The organism is Stackebrandtia albiflava (genome assembly GCF_007994225.1).
GTDB classification, from domain to species: domain Bacteria; phylum Actinomycetota; class Actinomycetes; order Mycobacteriales; family Micromonosporaceae; genus Stackebrandtia; species Stackebrandtia albiflava.
This window is the reverse complement of sequence record NZ_VLLL01000006.1, coordinates 326,588-353,503: the sequence shown is the minus strand read 5'-3', so window position 1 is coordinate 353,503 and position 26,916 is coordinate 326,588. Positions and strand designations below refer to the sequence as shown.

Genomic DNA, 26,916 nt, shown 5'->3' with positions numbered 1-26,916 from the left:
CGCGAACCGAGCTGTCGAGGAACGAGCGTTCGCACCGCCGGGATCTTCTAGCCCGTCCGGCGAGCCGACATCCCTCGCCACCCCGCTAGGAGAGACCATGAACCGTACTCCTCGTGCCGCCCTCGTCGGCGCGATGGCCCTGTCACTGGCCGGGACACTCGCCGCCTGCGGCGGCGGCACCGAACCCGGCGACTCCGCCTCCCCCTCCACGGAGAGCACGTACGCCGCCGGCGACCTCGTGCTCCCGGAACGTCCCGAGAAGATCGTGTCGTTGTCGGCGACCGCCACCGAGATGCTGTGGGCCATCGACGCGGGTGACCAGGTCACCGCCGTCGACATGACCTCCAACCACCCGGAGGGCGTCCCCACCACCGACCTCGACGCCTACATGCCGAACGTCGAGGCGATCACCGAGTACCAGCCAGACCTGGTCGTGCTGTCCCACGACCAGGAGGGCATCATCGCGAAACTCGAAGAGGTGGAGGTCCCGGTGTACTACGCGCCGGCCGCCGCCACCATCGAGGACACGTACCGGCAGATCAGCGACCTGGGTGCCCTCACCGGGCACACCGAGGAGGCCGAGACCGTCAACGACGACATCGCCACCGGTATCGAGAAGCTGCTGACGGAACTGCCCGACCAGCCTGAGCCGCTCACCGCGTACTACGAGCTCGACAACCAGCTGTTCTCGTTGACGTCGACGACGTTCGCCGGGTCCCTGCTGGAGATGGCGGGCCTGGAGAACATCGCCGACGCGGCCGAGGGCGCCGAGGAGGCCGGCGGGTACCCCCAACTGTCGGCCGAGTACATCCTCGACGCCGACCCGGACCTGATCTTCGTCTCCGGTGAGGAGGCCGCCGCCGACGTCACCGGCCGGGACGGCTGGGACACCGTGACGGCGGTGAAGAACGACGGCGTCGTCGTCCTCGACCCCGACGTCGCGTCCCGGTGGGGTCCCCGCGTCGTGGAGTTGATGGAGGCGATCACCACGGCCGCGGCCGCCGCCTGACACCGCGCACCGTGATCACCGACCCGGTTCCGCCGCGGCCCCGCTGGACGCTTCCCCGTCCGGCGGGGTTGCGGCCGTCGTGGCTGATCGTCGCGTCGCTCCTGCTGGTGTTGACCGTCATCGCCGGTGTCGCGTTCGGTCCCGTGTCGCTGCCGTTCGGCGGGGTCGCCGCCGAACTCGCCAACCGGATCCTCGGCACCGACTTCGACACCGGCCTGACCGCCCAGCAGGCCGCGATCGTGTGGAAGCTCCGGCTGCCGCGTGTCCTGCTGGCGCTGCTGGTGGGCGCGATGCTCGCGCTCGCCGGCGGCTGCTACCAGGGTGTCTTCCGCAACCCGCTGGCCGACCCGATGCTGCTGGGTGTCGCCGCCGGCGCCGGGTTGGCGGCGACGTTGTTCATCGTGGCGCGCACGGCCGGGGTTCCGCTGCCTCGCGGACTGCTGCCACTGGCGGCGTTCGTGGGTGCCGTGCTCGCGCTGGCCGCCACGTACCTGCTGGGCGCGGCGGGCGGCCGGAGACGTGGGACCACCACCCTGATCCTGGCGGGGGTCGCGGTGTCGAGTTTCCTCAGCGCCGTCCAGACCTACATCCAGCAACGCAACGTCGACGCCATCACGTCGGTGTACTCGTGGCTGCTGGGGCAGCTCACGGTCGCCGGGTGGGCGGAGGTGCGGCTGCTGTTGCCGTACGTGGTGGTGACGGCGGCGCTGGTGTTGTTCCGGCGGCGGGAACTGGACGTGCTGTCGGTGGGTGACGACGAGGCCGCCGCGTTGGGGCTGCATCCGAGACGTTCCCGGCTGATCCTGCTGTTGGCGGCGTCGCTGGGGACGGCCGCCGCCGTGTCGGTCAGCGGCCTGATCGGTTTCGTGGGAGTGGTGGTGCCGCACATCATCCGGTTGCTGACGGGCCGTTCCTACCGGGGCATCCTGCCGTTGTCGCTGTTGAGCGGGGCGAGCTTCCTCATCCTCGCGGACCTGGCCGCCCGTACGGTCGCCGCGCCGGCGGAACTGCCGATCGGCGTGGTGACGGCGTTCATCGGGGCGCCGTTCTTCGTGCTGGTGATGCGGACCGCGAAGGAGGCGGCGCCGTGACCGCGCTGACGGCGGCCGGAGTGCGGGTCGCCCTGGGCGGTGTACCGGTGGTGCGTGACGTGTCGTTCTCGGTGGGGGACGGGGAGTGGCTCACCGTGATCGGGCCGAACGGGGCGGGGAAGTCGACGCTGCTGCACGCCGTCGCGGGGCTGCTGCCGTTCACCGGTGACGTCCGCTGGCACGGCGACGACCCGGCGGGTCTGCACCGGCGGCAGCGGTCGCGCCGGGTCGCGGTGGTGCCGCAGCATCCCGTCGTGCCGACGGGGATGTCGGTCTTCGACTACATCCTGTTGGGACGGACGCCGCATCTTCCGTTCCTGGGCAGGGAGAGCCCGGCGGACCTGTCGGTGGTGGCGGCGGTGTGCGAACGGCTCGACCTGACCGGACTGGCGGGCCGCCGCCTCGACACGCTGTCGGGTGGGGAGCGGCAGCGGGTGTTCCTGGCTCGGGCGCTCGCGCAGCTGTCCGGGGCGGGGCGGGCGCTGCTGTTGCTGGACGAACCGACCAGCGCGCTCGACATCGGTCATCAGCAGGAGGTGCTGGAGCTGGTCGACTCGCTGCGGCGGGACGGCGGCCTGACGGTCGTGTCGACGATGCACGAACTGTCGGTCGCGGGCGAGTACGCCGACCGGCTGCTGTTGCTGGCGGCGGGTGAGGTCGTGGCGGCGGGTCCTCCCGCCGAGGTGCTGACCGTGCCGTTGCTGACCCGCCACTACCGGGCGAACGTGATGGTGGTGGACACGTCGGCGGGACCGGCGGTCGTGCCGGTGCGCCCGGGACGGTGACGGCCGACGCCGGGTGTCGAAACCGGCGGCGCGGCTTCGACGTCTCCGACGTCGGCCCCACCGGACGGTGGGGCGAAGCGAGAGGAGACGACGATGAAGTGGGCGATCGAGGTGATCCCGATCCCGGTCACCGACGTGACGGCGGCGGTGGAGTTCTACACCGCGAAGGTCGGTTTCACCCTGGACCTGGAGGTCGATCTGGGGAACGGGCGGCGGGCGGTGCAGTTGACGCCGCCGGGTTCGGCCTGTTCGATCGTGTTGGGTAGCGGCAGTGACGCCGCGCCGGGTTCGGTGCGGGGCGTGCAGATCGTCGTCGAGGACGTCGAGGCGGCCCGGCGTGGACTGGCGGAGCGGGGTGTGGACGTGTCGCCCGTCCGGCATTTCGAGGCCGGTGAATGGCGTGACGGCCCGGGCGGCACGTGGAACTCCTGGGTGTTCTTCGACGACCCGGACGGCAACGGCTGGGCGCTGCAGGAACGGGCCCCCGGCTGACGGTCCGCCGGTGCCGCCGTCGGGCATGGCGGCACCGGCGTCACGAACGGCTTGCGCCGGCTTGCGACCCCGCCGCGTTACGTTCGGACGGCTGAATCCTGCGGTGGACGGTGGCGCACATGCGGATACCGGCGATGGTGGGGGGCCTCCAACCTCCGCCCCATACTTCGAGCGTAGCCCCGGTTCGGACCGGGTGTCCAGCCGCGACGGTGCGGGTTGTGGACGGGGCGCCGGTTGTGGAAAAGCCCCTGTGGACGATCATGGGGGCCGGCGTTTCGGCCGCCCGCCGGCGAACGAGCCACACCCCGAGCGGTGACAACCCTCCCCGGTCAGGACGCGAGGTCGTCCACGACCTCGGCGCCCGGCAGCGCCGCAAGGAACTCCCCGGTCACGATCAACTTCGACCCGCGGATGCCGCTACCGACGACGACCTCACCGGCCTCCGCCACCGCCCGGTCCACCAGGACGGGCCAGTCGGCGGGCAACCCGACCGGGGTGATGCCGCCGTACTCCATCCCGGTCATCTCCACGGCGTCCGCCATCGGCGCGAAGGACGCCTTGCGGGCGCCCATCCGGCGCCGCACCACCGTGTTGACGTTGACGCGTGTCGTCGCCAACGCCATGCACGCCGCGTAACCCACCGTCTCGCCGCGTTTCCCGGCGACGATCACGCAGTTGGCGGAGGCGTCCAACGGGATGCCGTAACGTTCGCAGAACGCGGCGGTGTCGGCGAAGTCCGCGTCGATCTCCATCACCCCGGCGTCCGCGCCGGGCAGCGCCGACAACGCCTGCTTCACCGGCGCCGCCAACAGGTGAACCGCCTCCGTGGCCGGGACCCGGCCCGCCACCGTCAATCTCCGCATGATCGTGTCCTCTCGCCGTACGCACCGCGATGCTACGTCGCCTCACCGGTGCCCGCGCGACCGGACGCGGCCGCCGACCGCGACGACACGACGATCGCGCCACCTGTCACGACGGCCGTCACCACCCCGGTGGCCAGCACCGGTTCCGGCGTTCCGGCCGACGCGAGCACCACGACGCCCGCGACGGGAAGCACCGGCTGGAACCGGCCCGGCATCGCCCTGGGCTTCATCTGCAGCGCCCACAACACCCACAGGTACAGCGCCACCGGCACCGCGACGACGCCGCCGCGCCACCAACCGGTCAACGCCGAGTCGCCGGTGACGACGTCGATGTGGGCGGCGAGCCCCGCCCCGGCCGCCGCCACCGACGCGAAGATCACGTAGTGGCCGTATCCCCACACGAACGCCCGGTTCACCGAGGTCAGCAGTTCGTGCGCGGGAAGCGCGAAGTAGAGCCACCACATCGAGAACACTATGAGCAGTCCCCCGCAGGTCAGGGTGGCGAGTTCGTCGAAGTGGGCGCGGTCGCCGAGCGCCTCGGCGACCGCGGTGGTCGCCGCCGCGACCGATTCGCCCATGACTATCAACGTGAACAGGCCGAACCGTTCGGCGATGTGGTGCGGGTGCCAGGGGGAGCGCCTTCCGACCTCCGCCTACACCGGGACCAGCAGTTCCACGACGGCCATGGCGACGAACCCGGCGGTGAGGGCGGCGCCGGTCAGGGTGAAGACGACGACCGCCCAGCCGAGCAGCGCGGTCGACTCACCGGCGACGTACCGGCGCATGGTGCGGCGGCCGGACGGGTCCGCCCGGGCGGCGCGGAGCCGCTGCGTCTCCAGGCCGATCCGCATCACGTATCCGGCGAAGACCGCGCGGAAGTCGCCGTGGGCGAAGGCGGGGGCCACGCCCGCCGACAGGATCAGCACGCCGAGGATCTGGACGAGCACGCACAACCGGTACGGGGTGTCGTCGGGGTCGTAGGCGGATGCGAACCAGGTGAAGTTCATCCACGCCCACCAGATCGTGAAGAACACCGGGAGGTAGCCGAGAAGGCCGAACGCCAGGTGTCCCTCGGTCTCGGCGTGGTGGAGTTCGTGTGAGACGGCGGCGACCGCGACGACGAAGCACAGGTCGTAGAACAGTTCCAGCGGTGTGGCGGCGCGGTGCGGTTCGGCGGCGTCCCTGGCCCGCATGCGGCGCCGCCACGGTACGGCCGGATAGTCGGTCATGGCCTCATCCCACCCGGTCGCGGCGCCGCCCGGGGCCGGTTCGCGGGTTCCGGTGACCGGCGTGGACGGTGAATCGCGGTGGTGCGGGGCGGGTGGCGGCCGTACGATCGCAGTCTGGGAGGTGGGTTTCGGTGGCCGCGACACTGCGGGTGACGGATTCGGTGTCCATACCGGAGGCCGAGTTGAGTTGGCGGTTCTCCCGTGCGTCCGGGCCGGGTGGGCAGCACGTCAACACCACCGACAGTCGTGTCGAGTTGAGCTTCGACGTGTCGGCGTCGTCGGCGTTGTCGCCGGTGCAGCGTGACCGGGCGTTGCAGCGGTTGGCGGGACGGCTCGTCGACGGCACGGTGACCGTGACGGCGTCACAGTTCCGTTCCCAGTTGCGTAACCGTGAGGCCGCGATGGAGCGGTTGGCGCGGCTGTTGGCGGACGCGATCGCGCCTCCCGCGCCGCCGCGCCGCCCGACGAAGCCGAGCCGCCGGGCGAAGCAGCGGCGGGTGGACGACAAGCGGCGGCGCGGCGAGGTGAAACGGTTGCGCCGGGATCCGGGTGAGTGATCAGCTCCCGATGCGGGGGAACGGGGCGGTGGAGAACACCACCTCGACGGCGACCTCGAAGTGTTCGGCGATGCGCAGCGCCAGGTGCAGGCTGGGGCTGTATTCGCCGCGTTCGAGGTATCCGATCGTCTGGTAGTGGACGCCCAGGGCCTCGGCGAGCTGTCGGCGGGAGATGCCCCGTTCGGCGCGGAGCATCGCGATCCGGTTGTAGATCACCTCACTGCTCACGGGTTGGACGTCCTCTCCGGTAGGTGGTGGCGGTCGGCATTACCGTACGGCGCTCTGCATGGCCCGTTCCCGCCGTGCCGCTACCGCGGATCCGGATTCCCGGCGCGCCATCCGGCGCAGCAGCAGTGGCGCGAGCAGCATGCCGGCCACCGCCCATCCGCCCAGGACGGCGAGGGTCTCCAGGTGCCGCCACGACTGTCCTATCTCCACCGCCACCATGGCGTCGGGCAGCATCGCGGAGCGGGTGCCGAGGCCGAGCCAGTAGAACGGGAAGACCTGGGCGATGCCCTGCACCCATCCCGGGAGCGCGGTGACGGGGTAGAAGATCCCCGAGACGGCGATCAGGCCGGTGATCGGCAGCATCAGCAGTCCGACGAGCCGTGGGCTGGAGATCAGGGAACCCAGGGCGGCGCCCATGGGCATGGTGGCGACGAGCCCGACCGTCAGCACCCACAGCAGGGTGAGTGTGCCACCGAGTCCGTTGAGGCCGACGCCGTCGAAAAGGGTGAGGGCGGGCACCATCATGACGAGCAGGGTCATGACGGTGCTGAGGGCGGTCAGGACGACGACGCCCACGAGGTAGCCGGTCATGCCGCCGGGTATCGCCTTGGCGCGCAGCAGTGTGCCGTCCTCGCGTTCGGTCGCGAGTATGCCGAGGACGTTCATGAGGCCGCCGAACGCGATGTTCATGCCGATGAGGCTGGGCATCGTCATGGCACCCAGCGACACCACCGACGAGTCCACATCGGTGTCGCGGAGGAAGATCATGACGACGAGTGCGATCAGGGAGGGGAACAGCGCGCCGGTCATCTCGGCCGCGGAGGTGACGAAGTACCGGAATTCGAGGAGGCCGCGGAGCAGTCCCGCCCGGTAGGGCGTCCAGGTGCGGTTCATCGGGTGGCCTCCTGGAAGTCCGCGACGGCGGATTCGGCGCGGCCCTGTTCGAACCGCTGCACCATGGTCATGTAGGTCTCCTCCAGCGTGGCCCGGCGGACCTCCAGGTCGGCGACGTCCTCACCGTGTTCGGCGAAGAGTCGCCGCACGAAACCGGTGGCGTCGAGGGTGGAGTGGACGAAGTGTTCGCCGTGGCGGCTCCACTTCACCTCGGCCTCGGTGGACATCCGCCGGGAGAGGGCGTCGGCGGAACCGTCCGCGATGATGCGTCCACCCGCCAGGATGACGATCCGGTCGGCGAGTTTCTCGGCCTCGTCCAGGTCGTGGGTGGTCAGCAGGATCGTCGTCTCGTCCATGTCGGACAGGCGGTGGACGAGGTCGTGGAACTCGCGGCGTGCCTGCGGGTCGAAGCCGACGGTCGGTTCGTCCAGGAACAGCAGTTCGGGTCGTCCCACGATTCCGATGGCGACGTCGAGGCGGCGGCGTTGCCCACCGGACAGTTGGGACACCCGCTGTCCCGCCTGCGCGGTGAGGCCGACCGCCTCCAGCAGGTCGTCGACCGGCCAGGGGCGTTTCACGGCGCCGGTGGAGTAGGGCCGGTAGTAGACGCCGAAGTGTTCCAGCAGTGCCCGTACCCGCCATTTGCCGTGGTCGCGCCAGGACTGCAGCACGACTCCCAACCGGGCGCGCCACTCCTCGCCGCCGTGGGCCGGGTCCACGCCCAGTACCCGGACGTGCCCGGCGGACCGCATCCGGAACCCTTCGAGGATCTCGATGGTGGTGGTCTTACCGGCTCCGTTGGGGCCGAGCAGGGCCAGGACCTCTCCGCGCCGGGCGGTGAAGTCCACCCCGGTCAGGACGTCTTCGCTGCCGTACCGCATCCGCAGGTCCGTCACCTCGATGACGGGCTGGTCGGGGTCGGCAGTCACGGGGTCAACCGCCGTCATGTTCACATCCTCTTGTAGTCGAACCATTGAGAAAGATAGTACATGTACTACATTCCTGCGCATAGGCGCTATCAGTCCTGTCGATAATCCCTGGAGAACGGCGCCGCGGCCGGATACAAACGACCCATGCTGCTGAAGTACCCCCGCACCCCGCACCTGGAGGGCTCCCGGCGGCAACCCGGCGACGAGGACCTCGACTCCGTCCCCTTCGCCACGCTCGCGGGCCGCCACCTCGTCGTCGAGGAGAAACTCGACGGCGCCAACTGCGCCGTCAGCTTCGACACCGACGGCACCCTGCGGCTGCAGAGCCGCGGCCACTACCTGACCGGCGGCCCACGGGAACGCCAGTTCGCGCCCCTGAAGTCCTGGGCCGCCACCGCCGCCCACCGGCTCCGCCCCGTCCTCGAAGACCGGTACGTGATGTACGGCGAATGGCTGTACGCCAAACACACCGTCTTCTACGACGCCCTACCGCACTACTTCTGCGAGTTCGACGTCTACGACCGGCGGACCGGTGACTTCCTGTCCACACCCGCCCGGCACGCCCTACTGGCCGACACCGGCGTCGTGTCGGTGCCCGTCCTGGCCACCGGACGGTTCCGGTCCCTCTCCGCCGTCACCGCGCACGTCGGCCCCTCCACCTGCCGCACCCCGCGGTGGCGGGACGCCCTCGCCGCCGAAGCCCGCAGCTCCGGAGTCGACCCCGACCGGGCCGCCGCCGAGTCCGACTCCAGCGACCACATGGAGGGCCTGTACATCAAGGTCGAGACCGACGCGCACACCGTGGACCGCTACAAGTGGGTACGGGCCTCGTTCCTCACCGCCGTACTCGACTCCGGTAGCCACTGGCACGACCGGCCCGTCATCGCCAACCGGCTCGCCGACCCCGGAGTGCTCTATGCGACCGTTTGAACCGCACTGCCCCACCGGTCCCGACTGGACACTCGACTGGGACGCCACGGTACGCGGCCTGCCCTGGCTCGCCGAACTCGACGGCGTACCGCAGGACCCCGTCCACCACGCCGAGGGCGACGTCGCCGTCCACACCCGGATGGCCGCCGAGGCACTCGCCGCCGACCCCGCGTGGCGGCGGCTCGAACCCGCCCGTCGGCTCCGCCTGTTCGCGGCGGTCCTCCTGCACGACGTCGGGAAACGGGACTGCACCGTCGTCGGCGACGACGGCCGCGTCACCGCGCACGGCCACTCCCGCCGCGGCGAACTCGTCGCGCGGCGTCTACTGTGGGAGGCCGGAGTGCCGGCCGCCGACCGGGAACACGTCGCCGCCCTCATCCGCCACCACCAACTCCCGTTCTGGGCGCTGGAACGCGAAGACCTCGACCGGATCGTGTTCGCGAGCAGCCTCACCACCCGCAACGACGACCTCGCCGTACTGGCCCGCGCCGACATCACCGGGCGGATCTGCCGCGACGCCGAACGGGTACTGGAGAACATCGCGCTGTTCGAGGAGTACTGCGACGACCGCGGCTGCCTCGACACGCCCCGCGACTTCCCGTCCGACCACGCCCGGTTCCAGTACTTCCGGACCCCCGGACGCGACCCGGGTCACGACGCCTACGACGACACCGTCTGCACCGTGACCGTCATGTCGGGACTGCCCGGCTCCGGCAAGGACACCTGGGTGGCACACCACCGCCCGGACCTGCCGGTGGTGGCGCTCGACGACATCCGCGCCGAACTGGGGATCCACCCCGGCGAGAACCAGGGGCCCGTCGTCGCCGCCGCGCGGGAGCGGGTCCGTGTGCTGCTGCGCGCCGGTACGTCGCTGGTCTGGAACGCGACCACGCTGTCACGCAGGTCCCGTGACGCCGTGATCGGGCTGGCCGCCGCCTACCGGGCGAGGGTGGAGATCGTCGCCGTGGAGACCACGCCCGCCGAGCTCCGCCGCCGCAACCGCGACCGGCCCGACACCGTGCCCGCCGCCGTGGTGGAGCGGATGCTGCGCCGCTGGGAGAGCCCCGACCTCACCGAGGCGCACCGGGTCACGCGGCCCGGCGCGTGACGGTCAACGCAACGCCTCGTCGAGGGCGGATCCGAACTCCAGCATCGCGTCCTGCACGACCTCGCCGTCGATCGTCACGTACGGGACCGACGCGACCCCCTGGTTCCGCGCGCTCACCGTCGCCAACTCCACCCAGTCGAGATAGGTGCCCGAGTCGACGCAGTCGGCGAACCGGGCACCCAGGTGGACCTGGTCACCCATACGCACCAACGTGGCGTCGTCGTGCCCGGTCGATCCCGAGGCGGGGCGGCTCTCGAACAGCACCCGCGAGTACCCGATGAACTCGTCCTGGTCGGCGGCGCACACCGCGGCCGCGGCCGCGCGTGTCGAGTAGCGGCCGCCGCTGCTGCGTTCGTCGAGCCAACCGAGGGGATGGAACCTGACCGAGACGGTGCCGGCCTCCAGTTCGCGCGCGATCCGGTCGGAGTGCGAGACGTAGAAGACGGCACACGACTCGCACAGGTAGTCCAGGTACACGTCGACCTCGACCGGGCCGTTGCCGAGCAGTATGCCGCCCGCCTGGTTCGGCGCCTGCGGCTGCGACACCCGGTCGTGCCCGGGGCCGGTCGCGTTCCACAACACGACCCCGCCGACGGTGAGGCCCGCCAGCAGCACCAGCACGGCCGCCAGGACGCCCCACATCACGCCCCGCCGAGACCGTCGCCGGTCCGTCGCGGCGTCGGCGTCGCCGGTGTCCCCCCACGGGTCGTCACGCCGGTCGTCCCCGCCGGCATCGACCGGCGATCCCGCCGGGCGAGGCTCCGGCGACGCGGCCGAACGTGGATCACTCATACCCCCGGATCCTATGGGGTCGGAGTCGTACACGTGCCGTCACGCACGGGTGTGGGCCGAATTTCCGCACACCCTGGCCGATCGGCCGACCCGGGAAGGGCCCGCACCGCGCGGGCGGTTATCCACAACAGGCCCGTCGTCCACAGGCACCGGGTTCGCGACTCGACACGTCCCGGCGGCGGTGGCTAGGCTCGACGCCATGGGGAGGAGGAGTGGCGGCCCCCCACTCGGGGCGATCCGCCCCCCGCCCCCGTCACCCTCGCGGACCGTCCGGTCGCCACTCCGGGTCACGGCCGGCCATCGCGAGCACCCGCGCGAACCGGGACGCGCCCGCCGGTGGTGTGACCTCGGGACCGAACAGGCCGTTCCTGGCCTCCTCGTGCCCCGGGCCGCTGAACGACGCCACGAAGGGTTCGACGACGTCGAGCGTCGCCTCGTCCGGTTCGTACGGGAGCCCCACGGCCCGGGCCACGTCCCAGCCGTGCAGCACCAGTTCGTCGAGGGCGACGGCGCCCGCCTCGGATCCGGCCAGGTCGACGCCGCCGGCGCGGGTACGTCCCTCCCACGCCGCCGGGTCGCGCCACGCCTCGCCCAGTTCGGTGAGGCGTTCACCGTAGATCTCACGCCACTTCGGAGGCAGCCGCGCCGCGTCGCCGGACGGCCCGGCGCCACCGGCCCCGGGTGCCTTGCGCGCGGCGTCGATGAACGCCGACGCGAGGCCGCCGACGTGCTCGACCAGGTCGCCGAGCCGGTACCGCTCGCATGGCGTCGGGAGGTCCAGTTGGTCGTCGGTCACCTGAGTGAGGAGTCTTCTCATCGTCTCCGCGGCGGGCGCCAGGTCGGGTGTCATCGGTTCTCCCTCCGGTTTCCGGCCATCATGCTCGCGGGCACCGACATTCCCGTCAGCGCGTGTCCGACAGTTCGCGCAACCGTGGGAAGTACCAACTCATCACACGACGCAGTCCGTCGGCCTCGGGCCGGGCCCAGTTCCGCATGAGCTCACACCCCCACCCGACGGCGGTGACCGGGGACGCGCCCGCCTGCGTCATCCGGCCGATCGCGGCACGGTGCGCGGTCTCGGAGACGCCACCGATGGCGTCCACCACCGGATACACGCGGTATCCGGCGGCCAGCATGTCCAGGGTCGGGAACGTCACGCACACCTCCGTCCACAATCCGGCGACGACCACCCGTGAACGACCGGTGGCCTCGACGGCGGCGCGGAAGTCGGCGTCCTCCCACGCGTTCACACCGGTACGGTCGATCTCCTCCACACCGGTCAGCGCCCGCCGGATGAAGTCCACGGTGCCCTCGTTGACACCCATGTCCACTCCGACCGTCGACAGCACCACGGGCACCTCGAACGCGGTCGCCAGTTCGCACAGCGCCCGCACGTTGAGGTCGATCAGTTCCACGGGCGAGGAACGGACGGTCGCGTACTGTCCGGGCTGGAAGTCGATCAACGCGAGCACGCAGTTCCCCGGCGCCAGCAACCCGTCGCCGGCCGGGTCCCGGCGCGGCTCCTCCGACGTCTTGGCCATCGCCACACCCCCATGTCCTGCCGCCCGCCATCGGCGGCGTTCCCCGAGGCTATCCCCGGCACCGGCCGCGCCCGGCCGTTTCGTTCAATACCATCGCGCCCTCGGGGGCGCACACTGACGGAATGACACCACGGGTCCACTTCATCACCCTCGCCACGCCCGACCTCGCGGCCGCCCGCGCCTTCTACCGGGACGGCCTCGGATGGTCCCCGCTGCTGGACGTGCCCGGCGAGATCGTCTTCTTCCAGGTCGGTCACGGCCTGGTCCTCGGCCTGTTCGACGCGGACAGGTTCGTCGGTGACATCGCCGGAGCCGTCGCCGACACGTCCCTGGGCGGCCTCACCCTGTCCCACAACCTCGACTCCCCCGAAGAGGTCGACGAGACCGTCGCCCGGCTCGCCGCCCTGGGCGCGGCCGTGGTGAAACCACCGCAGACCGCCGACTTCGGCGGCTACCACGGGCACGTCCGCGACCCCAACGGCGTCACCTGGGAGATCTGCCACAACCCGGGATGGTCGATCCGGGCGGACGGGACGGTACGACTCGGCCCCGTCGACGCCGACGACGAGGCGTGAGACGTAACGGGGTGGACAGCGACGCGGGCATGCGGTGGACTCCACACGTCACGACCGTCCACGCCCCGAGGAGCGACGTGCCGACACCCCGGCCCACGGACCCGCCACACATCGACGACGCACTCGTCCGCGACCTCGTCGCCGACCGGTTCCCCGCCTGGAGCGGCCTGCCGCTGCGCAGGTGGGAACCGGCCGGCTCCGACAACGTCATCTACCGGCTCGGCGACGACCTGTCGGTCCGGTTGCCGCGCGGCGAGTGGGCCGCCGGGCAGGCGGTCAAGGAACACCGGTGGCTGCCGGGCCTGGCGGCACGGTTGCCCTTGGCGATTCCCGCACCGGTCGGCCTGGGTGAACCCGCGCTCGGCTACCCGTGGCACTGGTCGGTGTCCCAGTGGCTGCCCGGCACCGCCGCCAGAACGGAACTGCTCACCGACCCGCAGCGGGCCGCCCGCGACCTCGCCGGTTTCCTGACCACGCTGTGGGAGACACCGTTGCCCGGCCAGGGATCGGACGACGCCGCGCCGACCGCCGAGGGACTGGCCCGCCGGGACCGTGCCACCCGCGACGCGATCACCGCCACCGCCGACCGGTTCGACGCCGCCGCGCTCACCCGGGTGTGGGAGGCGGCGCTCGCCACCACCGACGACCGGGCACCCCGCTGGGTGCACGGCGACATGCACGACGGGAACCTCCTGGTGGTGGACGGCCGGCTCAGCGCGGTCATCGACTTCGGCGGGTTGGCGGCGGGCGACCCCGCGTGCGACCTGGTCGTCGCCTGGACCCTGTTCGACGCGGCGGCACGCGACACGTTCCGGTCCCTGTCCGGTGTCGACGACGCGACCTGGACACGCGGCCGGGGCTGGGCGATCGCGACCGGCTTGAACGCGTACACCGCGTACGCGGCGGTGAACCCGCGCGTGGCCGCCGCGACCCACCGGCAGATCACCCGGGCGGCGGCGGGCTGAATCCCGGAGTGATCACCGTCTCACCACGGACCGGTCACGGCGGCCCGGTGGGCGGTGTCGAAGAGGTGGAGGCCCCGGTGGGACTCCCGCCGACACGATCCCCGTGGCGGCGCCGACTCTCCGAAGGAGTGGTCCGTGATGTCGACCGTCCACATCGTCGTCAGTGTGTTGGGTGCCGCCATGGCGGCGTTCTCGGCGGGTTCGGTGTTCCTGCGCGCCGCGTGGGTCACGGAGCCGTTGACCGAATACGGGGTGCCCGTGTCGTGGTGGCCGTGGCTGGGCGCCGCGAAGGCCGCGGGCGCGGCCGGCCTGCTGGTGGGCCTGTTCGTGCCGGTGATCGGCGTCGCGGCCGGTGTGGGACTGGTGCTGTACTTCACTGGTGCCGTCATCACGGTCCTCCGTGCCCGGTCCTATTCGCACGTCGCGTTCCCGGTCGTGTACATGGCCCCGGTGGTGACGGCCCTCGTGATCGGCGCGGCGTCCTGACCGCCCGGGGCGGCGGGGCGGCCGGCCCGCCCCGTCACCCGTCGGTCCGACCGTCGCGAACGCACACCCGATAAGCCCCGTACCAGCTGGCGGAGCGCCCCGAGCCTCGAACCGGCTCGGACACGTCACATGAGGTCGGGCACGATACGGTCCCGCGCCAGGCGATTCACGCGGAGGACACGGGCAACGGCGGTGTCGCCGGCGCGGCAGTTCACGTTCAACGACGTCCAGCTCTTCGCGAACATCAGTTACCGGCGACCGTGGTCGCACCGCGGGTCCGTCGGTGAGGACACGGCGAGCGGTACACAGGTGGGATGAGCGTGGAGAAGTCGCAGACACGTTGGCACTGCCTGCAATGCGGCCGCCACGAGGCGGACGTCCTTCCGATGATCTCCCAGAGCGCCGGCCTGCTGTTCGCCTGCATGGACCACGGCATGTTCCAGCAGTGCCCGGTCCCCGCGACCTGGCTGGCACAGGTGTACATGGAGTACCGAGACAAGTACTGGGCGGAATACCTGCACCGATGCATCGCGAAACGGTGGCGGGAGTTGGTGTCCGTACCACCCGCCGTGCTGGACCTGCCGACCCGGCCGAACGCCGGCTGCGTCTGCGTGGTGGGCGGCCCCGACAAGGGCACCACCTGCCGGGAGTGCGGCGAGTATGTACCGGTCACCACCTGACCGGCCGCCGCGCCACACCGAGGCCGGCGTCCCGGCGCGGCCGGAGGGTGGATCTGTGGCGGCGACACCACCACCCACCCGGCCGCGTGCCTGAGCCTCCCCGAGACCGACCATGTCGCACGTCGCCCGCGAACACCCGAGGCGACGTGCCGGGATGCGCGTCGCATCCGGGTGTATCGACCCCGCGACCGGTGCGGACTGCGGGGTACCGTCTGACCGGCGTGATCCCCCACGTCACCGGACGACGGCCCGCGCCGTCACCCCGACACGAAGGAGAACCCCATGGCGGCTTCCGGGAACGGTCCGGCCAGCTACTTCCCGTCCATCGAGCAGAAGTACGGTCGGCCCATCGCCGAATGGATGGACCTGATCGGCTCCTCCCCACTGACCGCGCACGGTGAACTCGTGACCTGGTTGAAGACGGAACACGGATTGGGCCACGGGCACGCCAACGCGCTGGTCGCCCACTACCGGGCCGAGCACGCGAAGGGCTGAACCGCGACGTCCGCCCCGGTGGTCACCGGGGCGGACGATCAGTCGGTGCGGACGTCCAGTCCGAAGGCGCGGGCGATCGCGACGGCCTGCGCCGCGTCCACCACGGCACCGTCCCACCGCACGGTGAGCGGATCCATGTCGGGGAGAACACTGCCCCGCAGGTCGCACCCCCGCAGGTCCGCCTTCGACAACCACGCGCCCGACAGGTCACTGTCCCGGAACTCCGCCCGCTCGCAGCGCGCGCCCGTCAGGTCGGCCTCGCGCAACCGCACGCCGGTGAACTCCGACTTGCGCAGGTCCGCGCCGGGGAGACCGACGAAGGACCAGTCGCCGCCGCGGACCCGCCACAGGCCGAAGCTGCAGCCGTCGAACATGCTCCCCACGAGTTTCCCGCCGGTGAACTCGGAGTCGAAGAACCCACAGCGGGTGAACGTGCAGTTGACGAACCCGCCGTCGACGTGCGTGGACGCGTGGAACCGGACGCCCCGGAAGGTGCATTCGGTGAAGACCACGTTCCGGAACGCGGCCTCCGTCATGTCCACGTCCACGAACGCGACCCGGGTGAAGGTCTCGTCGGCGAGCTCCCGGCCGTACCAGTCCTCGGAACGGACGGTGGACTCGGTCGGCGGGGGCGCGGCCCCGTGCTTGCGTTCGGCCATCACGCCGGTCCCCGTGTCACCATGCGGGCAGCCTAGCCGCCGCCCCCGACACGACCTGTCCGCGCGCCGTGACGGGCCGGTCGGTTCACGGCGTCAACCGGTCCACCGTGTCGACCACGGTCCCGAACAGGTACCCGATCATGGCCAGGCTCGCCGCCTGCAGTGCCTCGGCGGAGACGACGCCGCCACCGGGCACCGGGAGCGACCGGGTGGCGGTGGCCTCGGCGACCACGGTGGGCCGGAAACCGGCCTCGAACCCGCCCTGCGCGGTGGCGGCCACGCACATGTGGGTCATGAAACCGGCGAGCACCAGGTCGGGCCCGGCGCCGAGGTCCTCGAGCGTCTGCCTGAGCGCGGTGAGGTGGAAGGCGTCGGGGAACCGTTTGACGATCACCGGTTCCCCGTCGACGGGGCGCCACCTCGGAGTCGATGCGGCCGATCTCGGCGCGGACGTCGTACGGGGATCCCTCGCCGCCGTCGTTGACGATGTGGACGACCTTCGCACCCTCCGCGCGGGCCGCGGCGAGCAACCGCGCCCCGGCCGCCACGGCGGGTCCGGCACCGTCGAGCGCCATGACGCCGGTCCGGTAGGTGTTCTGGTAGTCGATCATGAGGAGTGTGGCGTCGGCCAGGCGCGGCGTCGCGTCGCCGAGACCGATGACGTCGCGCAGGGTGGAAGACGGTTTCACGGTGGTTCCTTTCGGTAGGCGGGCACGGCGAAGCCGCCCCGGGGTGGGGCGGGCCGTTCCCAATGGGTCAGGTGGTGGTGCGGAACCGGCGCCGGTAGGACGCCGGGGTCGTGTTGATCTGGCGGCGGAACGCCCTGTGCAGCGTCTCCACCGATCCCAGGCCGCTCGACTCGGCGACCCGCTCCAGCGGCTGATCGGTGGTCTCCAGGAGACGACGGGCCGCTTCGACGCGCGCCGCCTCCACGTAACCGGCCGGCCCGGTGCCCGTCTCCCGGCGGAAGACGCGGGCGAAGTGGCGTTCGCTCAGACACATCCGCCGCGCCAGGGCCGGAACGGACAGGTCGGCGTCGAGGTGTTCGGTGATGTAGCCGCGCAGGTCGTCGATGTCCCTGCGGTTGGTGGCCGGACTGCGCAACGGGACGCTGAACTGGCTCTGACCGCCCTGCCTACGCAGGTACACGACGAGTTGCCGTGCGACGGACAGCGCCAGTTCCTCCCCGTGGTCCTCGGCGACCAACGCTAACGCGAGGTCGATGCAGGTGCTGATTCCCGCACCGGTCCATATCCGTCCGGAGCGGACGAAGATCGGATCGGGGTCGACGTGCACCCGCGGATGATCGCCGGCGAGCTGCCCGGCGGTCGACCAGTGGGTGGTCGCCCGCCGCCCGTCGAGGAGTCCGGCGGCGGCGAGGACGTGCGCGCCCACACACACCGACGCGATCCGGCGGGCGTGCACCGCGGTCGCCTTCACCCAGTCCACGACCGTGTCGTCGACGCGGGCGACCGGCCCGTCCGGCCGGAGATCGACCGCGCCGGGTATCAGGAGCGTGTCGACGGCGGCCCCCACCTCGGTGAAGGTGGTGTCCGCGACGAGGCGCACACCCGCCGACGTCGTCACCGGTCCCGGTTCGGGCGCGGCGAGACGTACCTCGTATCCGGCGAGTCCCCCGCTCTCCCGGTTGGCGAGGGCGAACACCTCGGCCGGGCCGGTGACGTCGAGCAGGTCGACGTCGGAAAAGACGGCGATGACGACGCGATGAGTGGGGGACATACGTCGATGGTGCCCCCGGCTCGGCGCGTCCGCAATGACGACGATCTGTCGGATTCCGCCATGGCCGTGCCCGGCGGAAGTCACCGCGTGCGGGCGACGTCAAGGCCGGCGAGTCGTCCGGTTCCACTTCCACGCGCCTCCGAAGTGGGGGCGCGCCCCTCGTCAGCGGTCACGACGTACCGGGCACCGCGTTCTCCGGTCGGGCCCGGCGACACCCGACACCGACGGGGCGCGGGCCGGTTCCTCCCGCGCTGAACGATCCACCGGGTGCCCCGACACCATCGGGCACCGGCCCCGGCCGCGGACCGACCGGTGTTGCCACGGGTCACACGGAAACGGCGTGGTGGTTCGCGCCGGGTCGCACTATGGTGTTCCAATGACGTCCGTCAAGCAGGTCCAGGTCACCTTCGACTGCGCCGACCCCGAACGGGTCGCCCGGTTCTGGTGTGAGGTGTTGGGTTACGAAGTGCCACCGCCGCCGCCGGGCTTCGACTCGTGGGACGCCTTCAACCACTCGCTACCACCGGAACGCCGGGGTTCCGCGTTCGCCTGTGTCGACCCCACGGGGGTGGGTCCGCGACTGTTCTTCCAACGCGTTCCCGAAGGCAAGGTCGTCAAGAACCGGGTACATCTGGACGTACGCGTCGGCACCGGGCTGGTCGGCGAGGAACGGCTCGCCGCCCTTGAGGCCGAATGCGCCCGGCTCGTGGCGCTCGGCGCTGTCCGCTTCCGGCTCCTGGAGGCCGACGGCTTCAACGAGTCGTGCATCGTGATGCAGGACGTCGAAGGCAACGAGTTCTGCCTCGACTGAAGGACACACGTCCATGAACCGCCGCAACCAACTCGCCCACCGTTTATAAACCAGGGGATTCCTTACGTGGCCCACATCCCAATACAGCCCACCAGAATAGAAACCCCGTGTCAGGAAGCTCACGGAGCCTAAACACTACCGGACCTTTCAAGCCCTTTCCAATACTCCTGTACCTTGCTTTGGGCTTCGTCGTTCGCTAGGATCGTGGTTGCGCTGCACTTCAGTCGCAATCGGATCTTGGGTTCTCCACTAGCTGAAAAGTTATCGAGCGTGGCTAGCTCCGCCAGAACCAGGCCATTTACAAACTTCCGCCACGCATCCCGGCCATACACGCGTGTCCACTTGAGTCGGACATCGTCCTCTGGCTGATGATCCCGGCGAAGAATCACAGATTTCTCTACACGCCGAGCAAGGTTGCTGAGAAAATGACGAGCAGCGAGCACTTCTTCAGAGGGACTGCCGACACCTAGTGGCGTACCGTCCACGACTTCGGCACCATATCTGTGTAGCACCTCAAGGATCGCTTCCTTCTTATAATGCACCTCGTTTGGAAGCTGCAACTCCGCCAAATCAGCATGTTGAAGGGCCCGAAGTCGGGAGAGGTCTGAAGGGTGTCCGGTAACCTCGATCTTTTTGATTTTAGTTCCGTTCAGTTGTAGTTCCCAACCTGGAAGCTCCGGCAAAGACATGGAGGAAAGTCGACAATCAACCATGCGAAGTTTTGAGAACCGAACACAACTCAAGTCTAGGTGGTCAGTAAATGTCAGCCCGTTAAGGTCTGACACTGGTATCTCCCCAGCGTTTTTTATGATCATCGACCACAACGCCCCCATATTGGTTGCCGCGACATCGTTGCGCACACCTGCTCGCGGGCGGTATCCGATTGCCTTTCGGATGCGTTCAGTTCCAGCTCCAGCAACTACCGCCGCCACTGTCGCCGATCTCCAATGCGACTCTCCCAGCATCGTCTGAAACAATTTCTCCTGACCAGTCATCAGGTACCGGCATGCAGCGCCAGCGAGGAACTGGTCAAAAAACAGCTCGTGCTGGAACCGGAAGCGAGACGTCGATATGTCGTCGGATGCCGCAGCGAGCCCACATAGAACCGGAAGTCGCTGCTTCAGCTGTCGCCGTTCAGGTGTATTCAGTTCAACCTCAATCGCGCTTTCAGCAGCGATCTCAAGTTCGCTAATGTCAGCCTCACGCTCAGCGCTACTGGCCATGAACTCGGCCACGTATTCAAAAGTGCGCCGCAACTCTGCACTAGTGAGAAGAGTCGTATCCTCTTGACCCATCGTGAGCTTGCGTTCTTCACGCTCCACATATTTGTTGAGAAGCCGTTCAGTGAGACTCTCGTTAGAATTATGGTTCACTTCCGACGAGGTGGCCATCTCTGCGAAGACACGTGTGAAGAAGGGTAGTCCCAGCAGTCGGCGATCATGTTCAGATAGACTTTCGAACCTTTTACTTGGGACGTTATAGTCAGCGAGGAACGCTAGAACATCTTCGTCGGACCACCGCTGCACCTCTGCAATCCTATGACGAACCAATTCCATTCCCTGCTCATTCGCGCGTTCAACGCTGGATCGATACTGGCCCATATAATAGGACGATCGCGCCGACACGACCACCACCCCACGGCCACCAAGCTCGTTCAACCACGGGCGAAGCGAACCAATTGCATCGCTATACCCGGCACCACCCAACAATTCGTCGAATCCGTCGATTAGCAGGGTCATTAGACCGTTTCGGCACAAAGCCTTGACTCCTGCGTCGGTGAGGTTGCGTGTCGATGCAACCGCGCTGGAGACCACTGTAGGTAGGCTGTCGAGCACCTGTCCTGTCGAACGAACGTATAGAAACAATGCTAGATTGGTATCGTTCCCCTGATCAATAGCGCCCTCTACTTCTTGGGCTCGCGATTTAGCGGCATCTACCATTGCGCGGGTCTTGCCAATGCCAGCCTCACCATTGATAAAGACGACCTGCGTCTGTCCTCGGTTCGCTTGGAGGTCTTCATCAACCTCGCCGATCAATTCAGCGAATGTCCGGGGCGACCCCCGATTGCTCCCGTCCATATCTGATACGACAACCTTAGCCATTCGAGTGTTACCCGGCTCGCTGGAGATCCATCCCAGAGTTTCACGCTCCTCTCCCACCAGCTGGCTTTCAATCTGTTCTAGCCTTTGGCGTAGGCGTGTAGCAACAACGTGCCAGTTTGCCAGCTCACGCAAATATTTCGAGTAAGGCACCCAAGCATCTTTCGCGCGCCATTGCCGTGCATTCTCAGGGCCGAGGCGGAAGTAATCTCTGCGAAGCTGAGTACCCGTGCCTTCTCCCGTCGCTTTACTCCAGTAGAATTCGAACCCCTGATCAGAATCCAAACATATTAGCTCAGCGTCATCGTCGGCAAAGCCACGGAGGTCTTTTTCCACGTCTTTCATATATTGAGTCAGCGTAGCGTCCTTCGCACCTTGCTTACCCTCCAGGAACGGCTCGATTGCAACACTGAGCTGCTCTTCAGTAGGCTTTAGGCTACCCCGGCTTCCCCCGAAGCAAAGGTATTTCAGGTCTGCTCCACGCATGCTGGAAAAGACGCACCATTCATTGCCGACCGTAACATAGAAGAAGGGCCACAGCGGCACTTCGTGTTCTTCCCAAATTAGTACCGGTCTTTTGAGTGAACGACTCTGATCGTCTGAATCCATACGAAGTTCAGCTGAGGCGATACATTTAGCTATTGTCTTGGATGCAGCATTGACCAAGTCCTTAAGCGTGTCAATTTCTCGAAGGTCCGTCGGCAACGGCCCTCCATGACTTATATGGTCTCGTAGATGCTTAACATTCTGTAGGCCGGGGGGAGCATCAGGCAAACCACCGTCATAAAAACTCAGTATCTCGACAACAGCCCGCCGGACAGCGGTAGCGGTAGCGGAGGCTGAAGGGTAGTTGACGAGCTGTTTGGCGCTGCGACGCAAGTAGCGGATCCACTCGCCGAGCCCTGACGACCGACGAACAGGAGCAGCAACCAAACCCTCGGCACTCACTGCGGCTACTGTCAGGAAGGTCAGAAAACGAAGCTGGAAGTCTAGAAGTGAGAAGCACTCGTGAACACTGCGCTGGCGATCACCAGCGGGCGCATATGCTGCTTCCATGCGCAAGAATACTTCTGATGGTGTCTCGATCACGGGTTCACCGCCGTGTACTGAGTTGACAGTCTTGGCTCACAGCATATCGGTTGGTGTGTCGGTCTGTAATACGCGTGGCCTGTCCGGCTAATATTGCCCTTTCGGGCATCAACCGTTCTCCACTGGCTTTCCGGAGATCATTGCATGAGTATCTACATGAGACCATGCCGATGCAATCAGGCTCTGAAGTTGAGCGGCCACGGCGACTAGTCTTCACCCAGCATCCGAGCCCTTGACGTTAAAGGCGAACGCTGACAACGTTCGCCGCTTCCGAACGCGCGGAGCGACCGGACGTGAAAAACCCGCTGACCGGTGTCGTCGCTGGTCAGCGGGTCTTTTGCTAGGTGCCCCCTGCAGGATTCGAACCTGCGACACATGGTTTAGGAAACCATTGCTCTATCCCCTGAGCTAAGAGGGCGGACGGTGGTCGCGCGCGGCGACGCACCGGAGTCTAGTCGATGGCACCCGGCCACCGTCGCGTCGGCCCGCCCGGTCCGGCGGCGGGTCCGGGAGCACGGTTGCCGGTGACCATCGGGCGAGGGCGGGGTCGCTGATCATCACCAATCCGGGGCGGGGCCGCTCTGCCCAGGCGGAACACGGTCACCGGTCCGGGGCACGGTCACCCGATCCGAAGGGGCCGCGGTCGCCCGTCCGGGCCGGTGTCATCGTCGGCCGGTCACCGCCGGTTCGCCGGGGGCCGTCAGGCTCATTCCCCGGACGTCCTCGGCGCCGAGCCGGGCGGCGTCCGCCGTGGCGTCGTCGGGTTGCCGTTGGGAGTCACGTTCCGCGGCGACCCGCGCGAGGTAGTGGGAGATCTCGCGTTCCCGTTCCTCCGGGGACCACCCGAGTTCGTCGGCCATCAGCGTGACGACGTGCGCGACGGAGTTCTCGCCGCGGTGGGCCGTCTCCACGGATATCCGGGTGCGGCGGGTGAGGACGTCGTCGGCGTGGAGCGCCCCCTCGTGCCGGACCGCGTGCACGACCTCGGCGGCGAGGTATTCCGGGGCTCCCTCGACCGGCGCCGCCAGTTCCGGGCGTTCCCTGATCAGGTCGAGTAGTTCGGTGGTCAGCGTGCCGTACCGGCCGAGGAGGTGTTCCATGACGCCGGTGGACAGTCCGACCCGGGCGGCGGTCTCGGCGCGGTCGCGCCAGGCGGCGTCGTATCCGTCGGCTCCCAGCAGCGGCACGTCCGCCGTCCGGGACTTGGGGACGCCGTGGAGTCGCCGGGCGGCCCGGTCGACGGCGTCCTTGGCCATGATCCGGTAGGTGGTGAACTTGCCGCCCGCGACGAGCAACAGGCCGAGCATCGGTTCGACGACGGCGTGCTCACGGGACAGTTGCGAGGTGTCCTCGTCCTCGCCCGACAGCAGTGGCCGCAGGCCCGCGTAGACGCCCTCCACATCGCTCAGTGTGAGCGGACGGTCGAGTGACTTGTTGGCGAGTTCCAGGAGGTATGCGACGTCGATCGCGGAGGCCGCCGGGTGGTCGCGGTCGAGCGTCCAGTCGGTGTCGGTGGTGCCGATGATCCAGTGGCCGCCCCACGGCAGGATGAACAGCACGCTGCTGGGGGTCCGGAGGATCACCGCGGTCTCACCGGCGATCGCGCTGCGCCGCACCACCAGGTGAACGCCCTTGCTCGCCCTGACCCGCAGTCCGACCTTGCTGCCGAGCATGCCGGTGAGGTCGTTGCTCCACACGCCGGTCGCGGCGATGACGGTGGTCGCGGAGACGTCGAACTCGTCGCCGGACTCCAGGTCGCACACCCGGGCGCCGGTGACCTGGCGCGCGTCGCGGTTGAGCCCCACCACGCGGGTGGACGTGGCGACGGCGGCGCCGTACGAGGCGGCGGTGCGGGCGAGGGTCACGACGAATCTGGCGTCGTCGGTCTGGGCGTCGAAGTAGCGGATCGCGCCGACCAGCCGGTGCGGGGCGAGTCCGGGGAACTGGCGGCGGGCGCCCCGCCGGCTCAGATGGCGGTGCCGGGGCAGCCGGCCGCCGTGACCGAGCGCGGTGGAGAGGGCGTCGTAGACGGCCAGGCCGAGTCCGTAGTAGCCGCGCTGGAACCTGCTGTACAGGGGCGCGAGGAACGGCAGTGGCTTGACCAGGTGCGGGGCGAGCCGGTTGGTGAGGAGTCCCCGTTCCGTCAACGCCTCGTGGACCAGGCCGAACTCGAACTGTTCCAGGTAGCGCAGGCCGCCGTGGATGAGTTTGCTGGAGCGGCTGGAGGTGCCGGCGGCGTAGTCGCGGGCCTCGACCATCGCGACGCGCAGGCCCCGGCTGGCGGCGTCCAGTGCGGCGCCGGCGCCGGTGACGCCGCCGCCGATCACCAGTACGTCGAAGTGCTCGTGACGCATCCGGTCCAGGTCCGCGCCGCGGCGTTCGGGCGACAGCGTTCCGGCGTGGTAGCGGGAGACGTGTGGATCGGTTCTCACGCTGCTAACCGTAGTACGCGGCGCAAGACCATAGGCTGGCTACGTGGATGAGGGCAATCACAACGACGTGACGCCGGGCGGAACCGGCGAGGCACAACGTAATTCTACTGTGGATTCCGGCGTGTGGGGTCCGCTCGCCACCGGGTACGCCGTCCTGGCCGGCGCCGCGATCGTCCTGGTGACGGGGTACCTGGAGTTCGGCGTCTGGCTCGACGCCCAGTCGCTCGTACTGGGCTCGGCACCCGTCGACATGACACTGTGGCCCGGCGAGACCGCCGTGGCCGCGGCGCTGGCACTGCTGATCGCGTCACCGCTGCTCGCGGCCCGCCGCTTCCCCGCCCTGCGCACGGTCGGCGCCACCTGGGCGGTGGCCGCGGTGCTGATGGGGCTGCTCGGCGTCACCCGGCTCGTCGCGATGCCCGCGGGCGCGTTGCAACTGGCGGTGCAGGCCGTCTGCTGCGCGATCGCGGCCGCCGTACTGTGGCCACTGTGGCGCGGGAAGCCCGCCTCCCCGTCACCGGACAGGGCGCCCGCCGCACCCGGCGCGTTCTGGTGGGCGTTGTGCGCCGGCGGCGTCATGCTCGTCCCGTGGGTCTGGGCCGGCGCACTCGGTGGCGCCTGGGAGACCGTCGCCGCCGTCGCCGCCGCCCTCGGATTCGCACTGCTGTGCGGGGTACTGCTGGGTGACCGGTTCTGGTCCCGGTTCGTCGGCATGTCCGGTGCCCGCCGGATACTGGGCGGCGGTGCCGCGGCGGGTGTCGCCCTCGCCCTGCCGTCGCTCGTGATGGGCGGCGGCGGTCTCAACCTCCTCATCGGGATGAGCGTCCCGGCCGTCTGCTTCGCGGTCGCCGCCCTGCAACGCCGCACGTACCGGACCGGGCGGGTGGTCGCCGCCGCGGTGGCGCCGGCGACCTTCGGACCGCTCGCCTACGGCGACGCCGACGAGTTCCTGCCGTTGGCGCTGGGGCCGGATTTCGGGGTGTGGCTGCTCGTCGCCGCGATCATGGCGGTGCTGTTGGCGTGGCTCGCGGGTCTGCTCTACGGGTTGACGGCCCGGAAACTGGTGACCGTTCCGGCGTTCGCGGCGGGGACCGCCGTCATCGTGGCCGCCGTCGCCGGGGGCACCGGTGCGTTGGCGCAGCCCGGTCTCCACGGCGAGAAACTGCTCGTGGTGCTGCGGGAGCAGGCCGACCTGGACGGCGTCGAGGGGGACGTCGCGCAGCGCCGCGCCGAGGTCTACTCGCGGTTGACGGCGACCGCGGTGGAGTCCCAGGCCCCGTTGCGGGCGGAGCTCACCGCGCGCGGTCTCACGTGGCGGCCGTTCTACCTGGTGAACGCGATCGAGGTCGACGCCGACCTGTGGGAGCGGGACTGGCTGGAGGAGCGTTCCGACGTGGCGGCGGTCCTGTTGAGCCCGCAGAGCCGGCCCGTGCCGTTCGCCTGGCCGGTCACCACCGGAGGGCCGCTGGAGACGGACGCGCCACAACCCAACATCACGCAGGTCGGCGCCCCCACCGCGTGGCAGGCCGGCTCCGACGGCGACGGTGTCGTCATCGGCATCGCCGACAGCGGGGTCGACGGCACGCATCCGGCGTTCGCGGACCGGTTCCGCGGCGGCGACGACTCGTGGGCCGACCCGGTGAACGGTACGACGGAACCGAACGACCCCAACGGGCACGGCACCCACGCGCTCGGTCTCGCGTTGGGTGGTGAGGGGGTCGGCGTCGCGCCGGGCGCCGACTGGATCGGGTGCGCGAACCTGCCCCGCAACGCCGGTAACCCGGGCGACTACCTGGCGTGCCTGGAGTTCATGCTGGCACCCTACGCGCCCGGCGAGGACCCGTTCACCGACGGCGACCCGTCCCGGGCTGCCGACGTGGTGTCGAACTCGTGGGGTTGTCCTCACGTGGAGGGCTGCGACTCCGGCGTGTTCGGCCCGGCGTTGGCGGCCTACCAGTCCGCCGGGATCTTCTTCGTGGTGTCGGCGGGCAACGCCGGGCCGGCCTGCGGCACCGCCTCGACCCCGCCGGTGGGCGACCCGGGCGCGTTCAGTGTCGGCGCGGTGGACGCCGAGGGCCGGGTCGCGTGGTTCTCCAGCCGGGGGCCGGTCGGCGGGCACACCGTCCCCGCCCTGGTGGCGCCCGGCACCGACACCTCGACGAACGGTGTGGTGTCGGCGTTGCCCGGCGGCGGTTACGGCCGCATGATGGGGACCTCGATGGCGGCCCCGCACGTGTCGGGAGCGGTCGCGGTGTTGTGGTCGGCCGTTCCGGAGCTTCGCGGCGACGTGTCCGCGACCGCCGAGTTGTTGCGGGAGACGGCGGCACCGGTCACCGGCGCCACCGGGGCGGAGCTCGACGCGTGCGGCTCGGCGGAGGACGCGGCCGGGGCCGGCATGTTGGACGTCGCGGCCCTGGTCCGGGCCGCCGGTTGAGGC

General features: G+C 69.4%; 26 protein-coding genes, 1 tRNA gene and 1 pseudogene. 14 read left to right on the top strand and 14 right to left on the bottom strand.

Translation table 11 applies throughout. The annotated features are described in order from the left end of the window. The first annotated feature begins 97 nt into the window (after positions 1-97). The 4 genes from LX16_RS12420 to LX16_RS12405 all read left to right on the top strand — a co-directional run bounded on the left by LX16_RS12420 (position 98) and on the right by LX16_RS12405 (position 3,377). Positions 98-1,009 carry an ABC transporter substrate-binding protein gene (locus LX16_RS12420; protein ID WP_147138378.1) on the top strand — a complete coding sequence of 304 codons (912 nt, stop codon included), beginning with the start codon at positions 98-100 and terminating at the stop codon, positions 1,007-1,009. Positions 1,010-1,023: 14 nt separating this feature from the next. Next, positions 1,024-2,100 (top strand): FecCD family ABC transporter permease, encoded by a 1,077-nt coding sequence (locus tag LX16_RS12415; protein WP_425304430.1) that lies wholly within the window; start codon positions 1,024-1,026, stop codon positions 2,098-2,100. Next, positions 2,097-2,885: an ABC transporter ATP-binding protein gene (locus LX16_RS12410; RefSeq protein WP_147138376.1), complete on the top strand. Its 789-nt coding sequence runs from the start codon at positions 2,097-2,099 to the stop codon at positions 2,883-2,885. The genes LX16_RS12415 and LX16_RS12410 overlap by 4 nt, the downstream gene beginning before the upstream one ends. A gap of 93 nt (positions 2,886-2,978) precedes the next feature. Beyond that, positions 2,979-3,377, top strand: coding sequence for a VOC family protein (locus tag LX16_RS12405; protein ID WP_147138374.1), 399 nt, complete (start codon positions 2,979-2,981; stop codon positions 3,375-3,377). A 329-nt stretch (positions 3,378-3,706) separates the two neighbouring features. On the opposite strand, the gene LX16_RS12400 is transcribed toward LX16_RS12405, so the two are convergent. Together LX16_RS12400 and LX16_RS27560 are read right to left on the bottom strand one after the other, a co-directional pair. Beyond that, entirely contained in the window at positions 3,707-4,240 is a 534-nt protein-coding gene (locus LX16_RS12400; RefSeq protein ID WP_147138372.1) for a YbaK/EbsC family protein, read from the bottom strand. 32 nt (positions 4,241-4,272) lie between these two features. Beyond that, positions 4,273-5,433 (bottom strand): annotated as a pseudogene (locus LX16_RS27560) (low temperature requirement protein A). 167 nt (positions 5,434-5,600) lie between these two features. Between LX16_RS27560 and arfB the strand changes: the two are divergent. Next, positions 5,601-6,026 (top strand): alternative ribosome rescue aminoacyl-tRNA hydrolase ArfB, encoded by a 426-nt coding sequence (gene arfB, locus LX16_RS12390; RefSeq protein ID WP_147138370.1) that lies wholly within the window; start codon positions 5,601-5,603, stop codon positions 6,024-6,026. On the opposite strand, the gene LX16_RS12385 is transcribed toward arfB, so the two are convergent. The 3 genes from LX16_RS12385 to LX16_RS12375 all read right to left on the bottom strand — a co-directional run bounded on the left by LX16_RS12385 (position 6,027) and on the right by LX16_RS12375 (position 8,095). Further along, positions 6,027-6,221, bottom strand: coding sequence for a helix-turn-helix domain-containing protein (locus LX16_RS12385; RefSeq protein WP_147140721.1), 195 nt, complete (start codon positions 6,219-6,221; stop codon positions 6,027-6,029). A gap of 72 nt (positions 6,222-6,293) precedes the next feature. Further along, positions 6,294-7,148 carry an ABC transporter permease gene (locus LX16_RS12380; RefSeq protein ID WP_147138368.1) on the bottom strand — a complete coding sequence of 285 codons (855 nt, stop codon included), beginning with the start codon at positions 7,146-7,148 and terminating at the stop codon, positions 6,294-6,296. Then, on the bottom strand, positions 7,145-8,095 hold the full coding sequence (locus tag LX16_RS12375) for an ABC transporter ATP-binding protein (protein ID WP_147138366.1): 951 nt from the start codon (positions 8,093-8,095) through the stop codon (positions 7,145-7,147). Before LX16_RS12375 ends, LX16_RS12380 begins: the two co-directional genes overlap by 4 nt. 126 nt (positions 8,096-8,221) lie before the next feature. Here LX16_RS12375 and LX16_RS12370 point away from each other — a divergent pair, with 126 nt between their 5' ends. Both LX16_RS12370 and LX16_RS12365 read left to right on the top strand, forming a co-directional pair. Then, positions 8,222-9,007 carry an RNA ligase family protein gene (locus LX16_RS12370; protein WP_147138364.1) on the top strand — a complete coding sequence of 262 codons (786 nt, stop codon included), beginning with the start codon at positions 8,222-8,224 and terminating at the stop codon, positions 9,005-9,007. Beyond that, complete coding sequence (locus tag LX16_RS12365; protein ID WP_147138362.1) at positions 8,994-10,115, top strand: AAA family ATPase; 1,122 nt, start codon at positions 8,994-8,996, stop codon at positions 10,113-10,115. The genes LX16_RS12370 and LX16_RS12365 overlap by 14 nt, the downstream gene beginning before the upstream one ends. A 3-nt stretch (positions 10,116-10,118) precedes the next feature. Here the strand turns inward: LX16_RS12365 and LX16_RS12360 are convergent, their stop codons facing one another. The 3 genes from LX16_RS12360 to LX16_RS12350 form a co-directional block, all read right to left on the bottom strand. Next, positions 10,119-10,907: a DsbA family protein gene (locus LX16_RS12360; protein ID WP_147138360.1), complete on the bottom strand. Its 789-nt coding sequence runs from the start codon at positions 10,905-10,907 to the stop codon at positions 10,119-10,121. A gap of 253 nt (positions 10,908-11,160) precedes the next feature. Further along, positions 11,161-11,757 (bottom strand): TIGR03086 family metal-binding protein, encoded by a 597-nt coding sequence (locus tag LX16_RS12355; protein WP_147138359.1) that lies wholly within the window; start codon positions 11,755-11,757, stop codon positions 11,161-11,163. A gap of 52 nt (positions 11,758-11,809) precedes the next feature. Next, entirely contained in the window at positions 11,810-12,448 is a 639-nt protein-coding gene (locus LX16_RS12350) for an isochorismatase family protein (RefSeq protein WP_147138356.1), read from the bottom strand. A 122-nt stretch (positions 12,449-12,570) separates the two neighbouring features. Here LX16_RS12350 and LX16_RS12345 point away from each other — a divergent pair, with 122 nt between their 5' ends. From LX16_RS12345 to LX16_RS12325, 5 genes are all read left to right on the top strand, one after another. Next, positions 12,571-13,023 (top strand): VOC family protein, encoded by a 453-nt coding sequence (locus LX16_RS12345; RefSeq protein ID WP_147138354.1) that lies wholly within the window; start codon positions 12,571-12,573, stop codon positions 13,021-13,023. Positions 13,024-13,052: 29 nt separating this feature from the next. After that, the gene (locus LX16_RS12340; protein WP_147140718.1) at positions 13,053-13,988 is read left to right on the top strand and encodes an aminoglycoside phosphotransferase family protein; all 936 of its coding nucleotides are present in this window, start codon (positions 13,053-13,055) and stop codon (positions 13,986-13,988) included. Between the two features lie 138 nt (positions 13,989-14,126). Next, positions 14,127-14,474 carry a DoxX family protein gene (locus LX16_RS12335; protein ID WP_147138353.1) on the top strand — a complete coding sequence of 116 codons (348 nt, stop codon included), beginning with the start codon at positions 14,127-14,129 and terminating at the stop codon, positions 14,472-14,474. Positions 14,475-14,788: 314 nt separating this feature from the next. After that, entirely contained in the window at positions 14,789-15,154 is a 366-nt protein-coding gene (locus LX16_RS12330; RefSeq protein ID WP_147138351.1) for a hypothetical protein, read from the top strand. A 282-nt stretch (positions 15,155-15,436) separates the two neighbouring features. Next, positions 15,437-15,649 (top strand): DUF4287 domain-containing protein, encoded by a 213-nt coding sequence (locus LX16_RS12325; protein ID WP_147138349.1) that lies wholly within the window; start codon positions 15,437-15,439, stop codon positions 15,647-15,649. A gap of 38 nt (positions 15,650-15,687) precedes the next feature. On the opposite strand, the gene LX16_RS12320 is transcribed toward LX16_RS12325, so the two are convergent. From LX16_RS12320 to LX16_RS12310, 3 genes are all read right to left on the bottom strand, one after another. Beyond that, entirely contained in the window at positions 15,688-16,308 is a 621-nt protein-coding gene (locus tag LX16_RS12320; RefSeq protein WP_147138348.1) for a pentapeptide repeat-containing protein, read from the bottom strand. 85 nt (positions 16,309-16,393) lie between these two features. Beyond that, a complete protein-coding gene (locus tag LX16_RS12315; RefSeq protein ID WP_244615809.1) occupies positions 16,394-16,813 on the bottom strand; it encodes an isochorismatase family protein in 420 nt (139 codons plus the stop codon). A 251-nt stretch (positions 16,814-17,064) separates the two neighbouring features. Continuing rightward, positions 17,065-18,048, bottom strand: coding sequence for a GlxA family transcriptional regulator (locus LX16_RS12310; RefSeq protein ID WP_147138346.1), 984 nt, complete (start codon positions 18,046-18,048; stop codon positions 17,065-17,067). Positions 18,049-18,424: 376 nt separating this feature from the next. Between LX16_RS12310 and LX16_RS12305 the strand changes: the two genes are divergently transcribed. Further along, on the top strand, positions 18,425-18,859 hold the full coding sequence (locus LX16_RS12305) for a VOC family protein (protein ID WP_147138344.1): 435 nt from the start codon (positions 18,425-18,427) through the stop codon (positions 18,857-18,859). Positions 18,860-18,987: 128 nt separating this feature from the next. Here the strand turns inward: LX16_RS12305 and LX16_RS12300 are convergent, their stop codons facing one another. The 3 genes from LX16_RS12300 to LX16_RS12290 form a co-directional block, all read right to left on the bottom strand. Next, positions 18,988-22,047: an NACHT domain-containing protein gene (locus LX16_RS12300; RefSeq protein ID WP_147138342.1), complete on the bottom strand. Its 3,060-nt coding sequence runs from the start codon at positions 22,045-22,047 to the stop codon at positions 18,988-18,990. Between the two features lie 345 nt (positions 22,048-22,392). Next, a tRNA-Arg gene (locus LX16_RS12295) sits at positions 22,393-22,465 on the bottom strand. Between the two features lie 244 nt (positions 22,466-22,709). Then, complete coding sequence (locus LX16_RS12290) at positions 22,710-24,401, bottom strand: glycerol-3-phosphate dehydrogenase/oxidase (RefSeq protein WP_147140716.1); 1,692 nt, start codon at positions 24,399-24,401, stop codon at positions 22,710-22,712. 121 nt (positions 24,402-24,522) lie between these two features. Between LX16_RS12290 and LX16_RS12285 the strand changes: the two genes are divergently transcribed. Next, the gene (locus tag LX16_RS12285; RefSeq protein WP_147138340.1) at positions 24,523-26,913 is read left to right on the top strand and encodes a S8 family serine peptidase; all 2,391 of its coding nucleotides are present in this window, start codon (positions 24,523-24,525) and stop codon (positions 26,911-26,913) included. Positions 26,914-26,916: the final 3 nt, after the last annotated feature.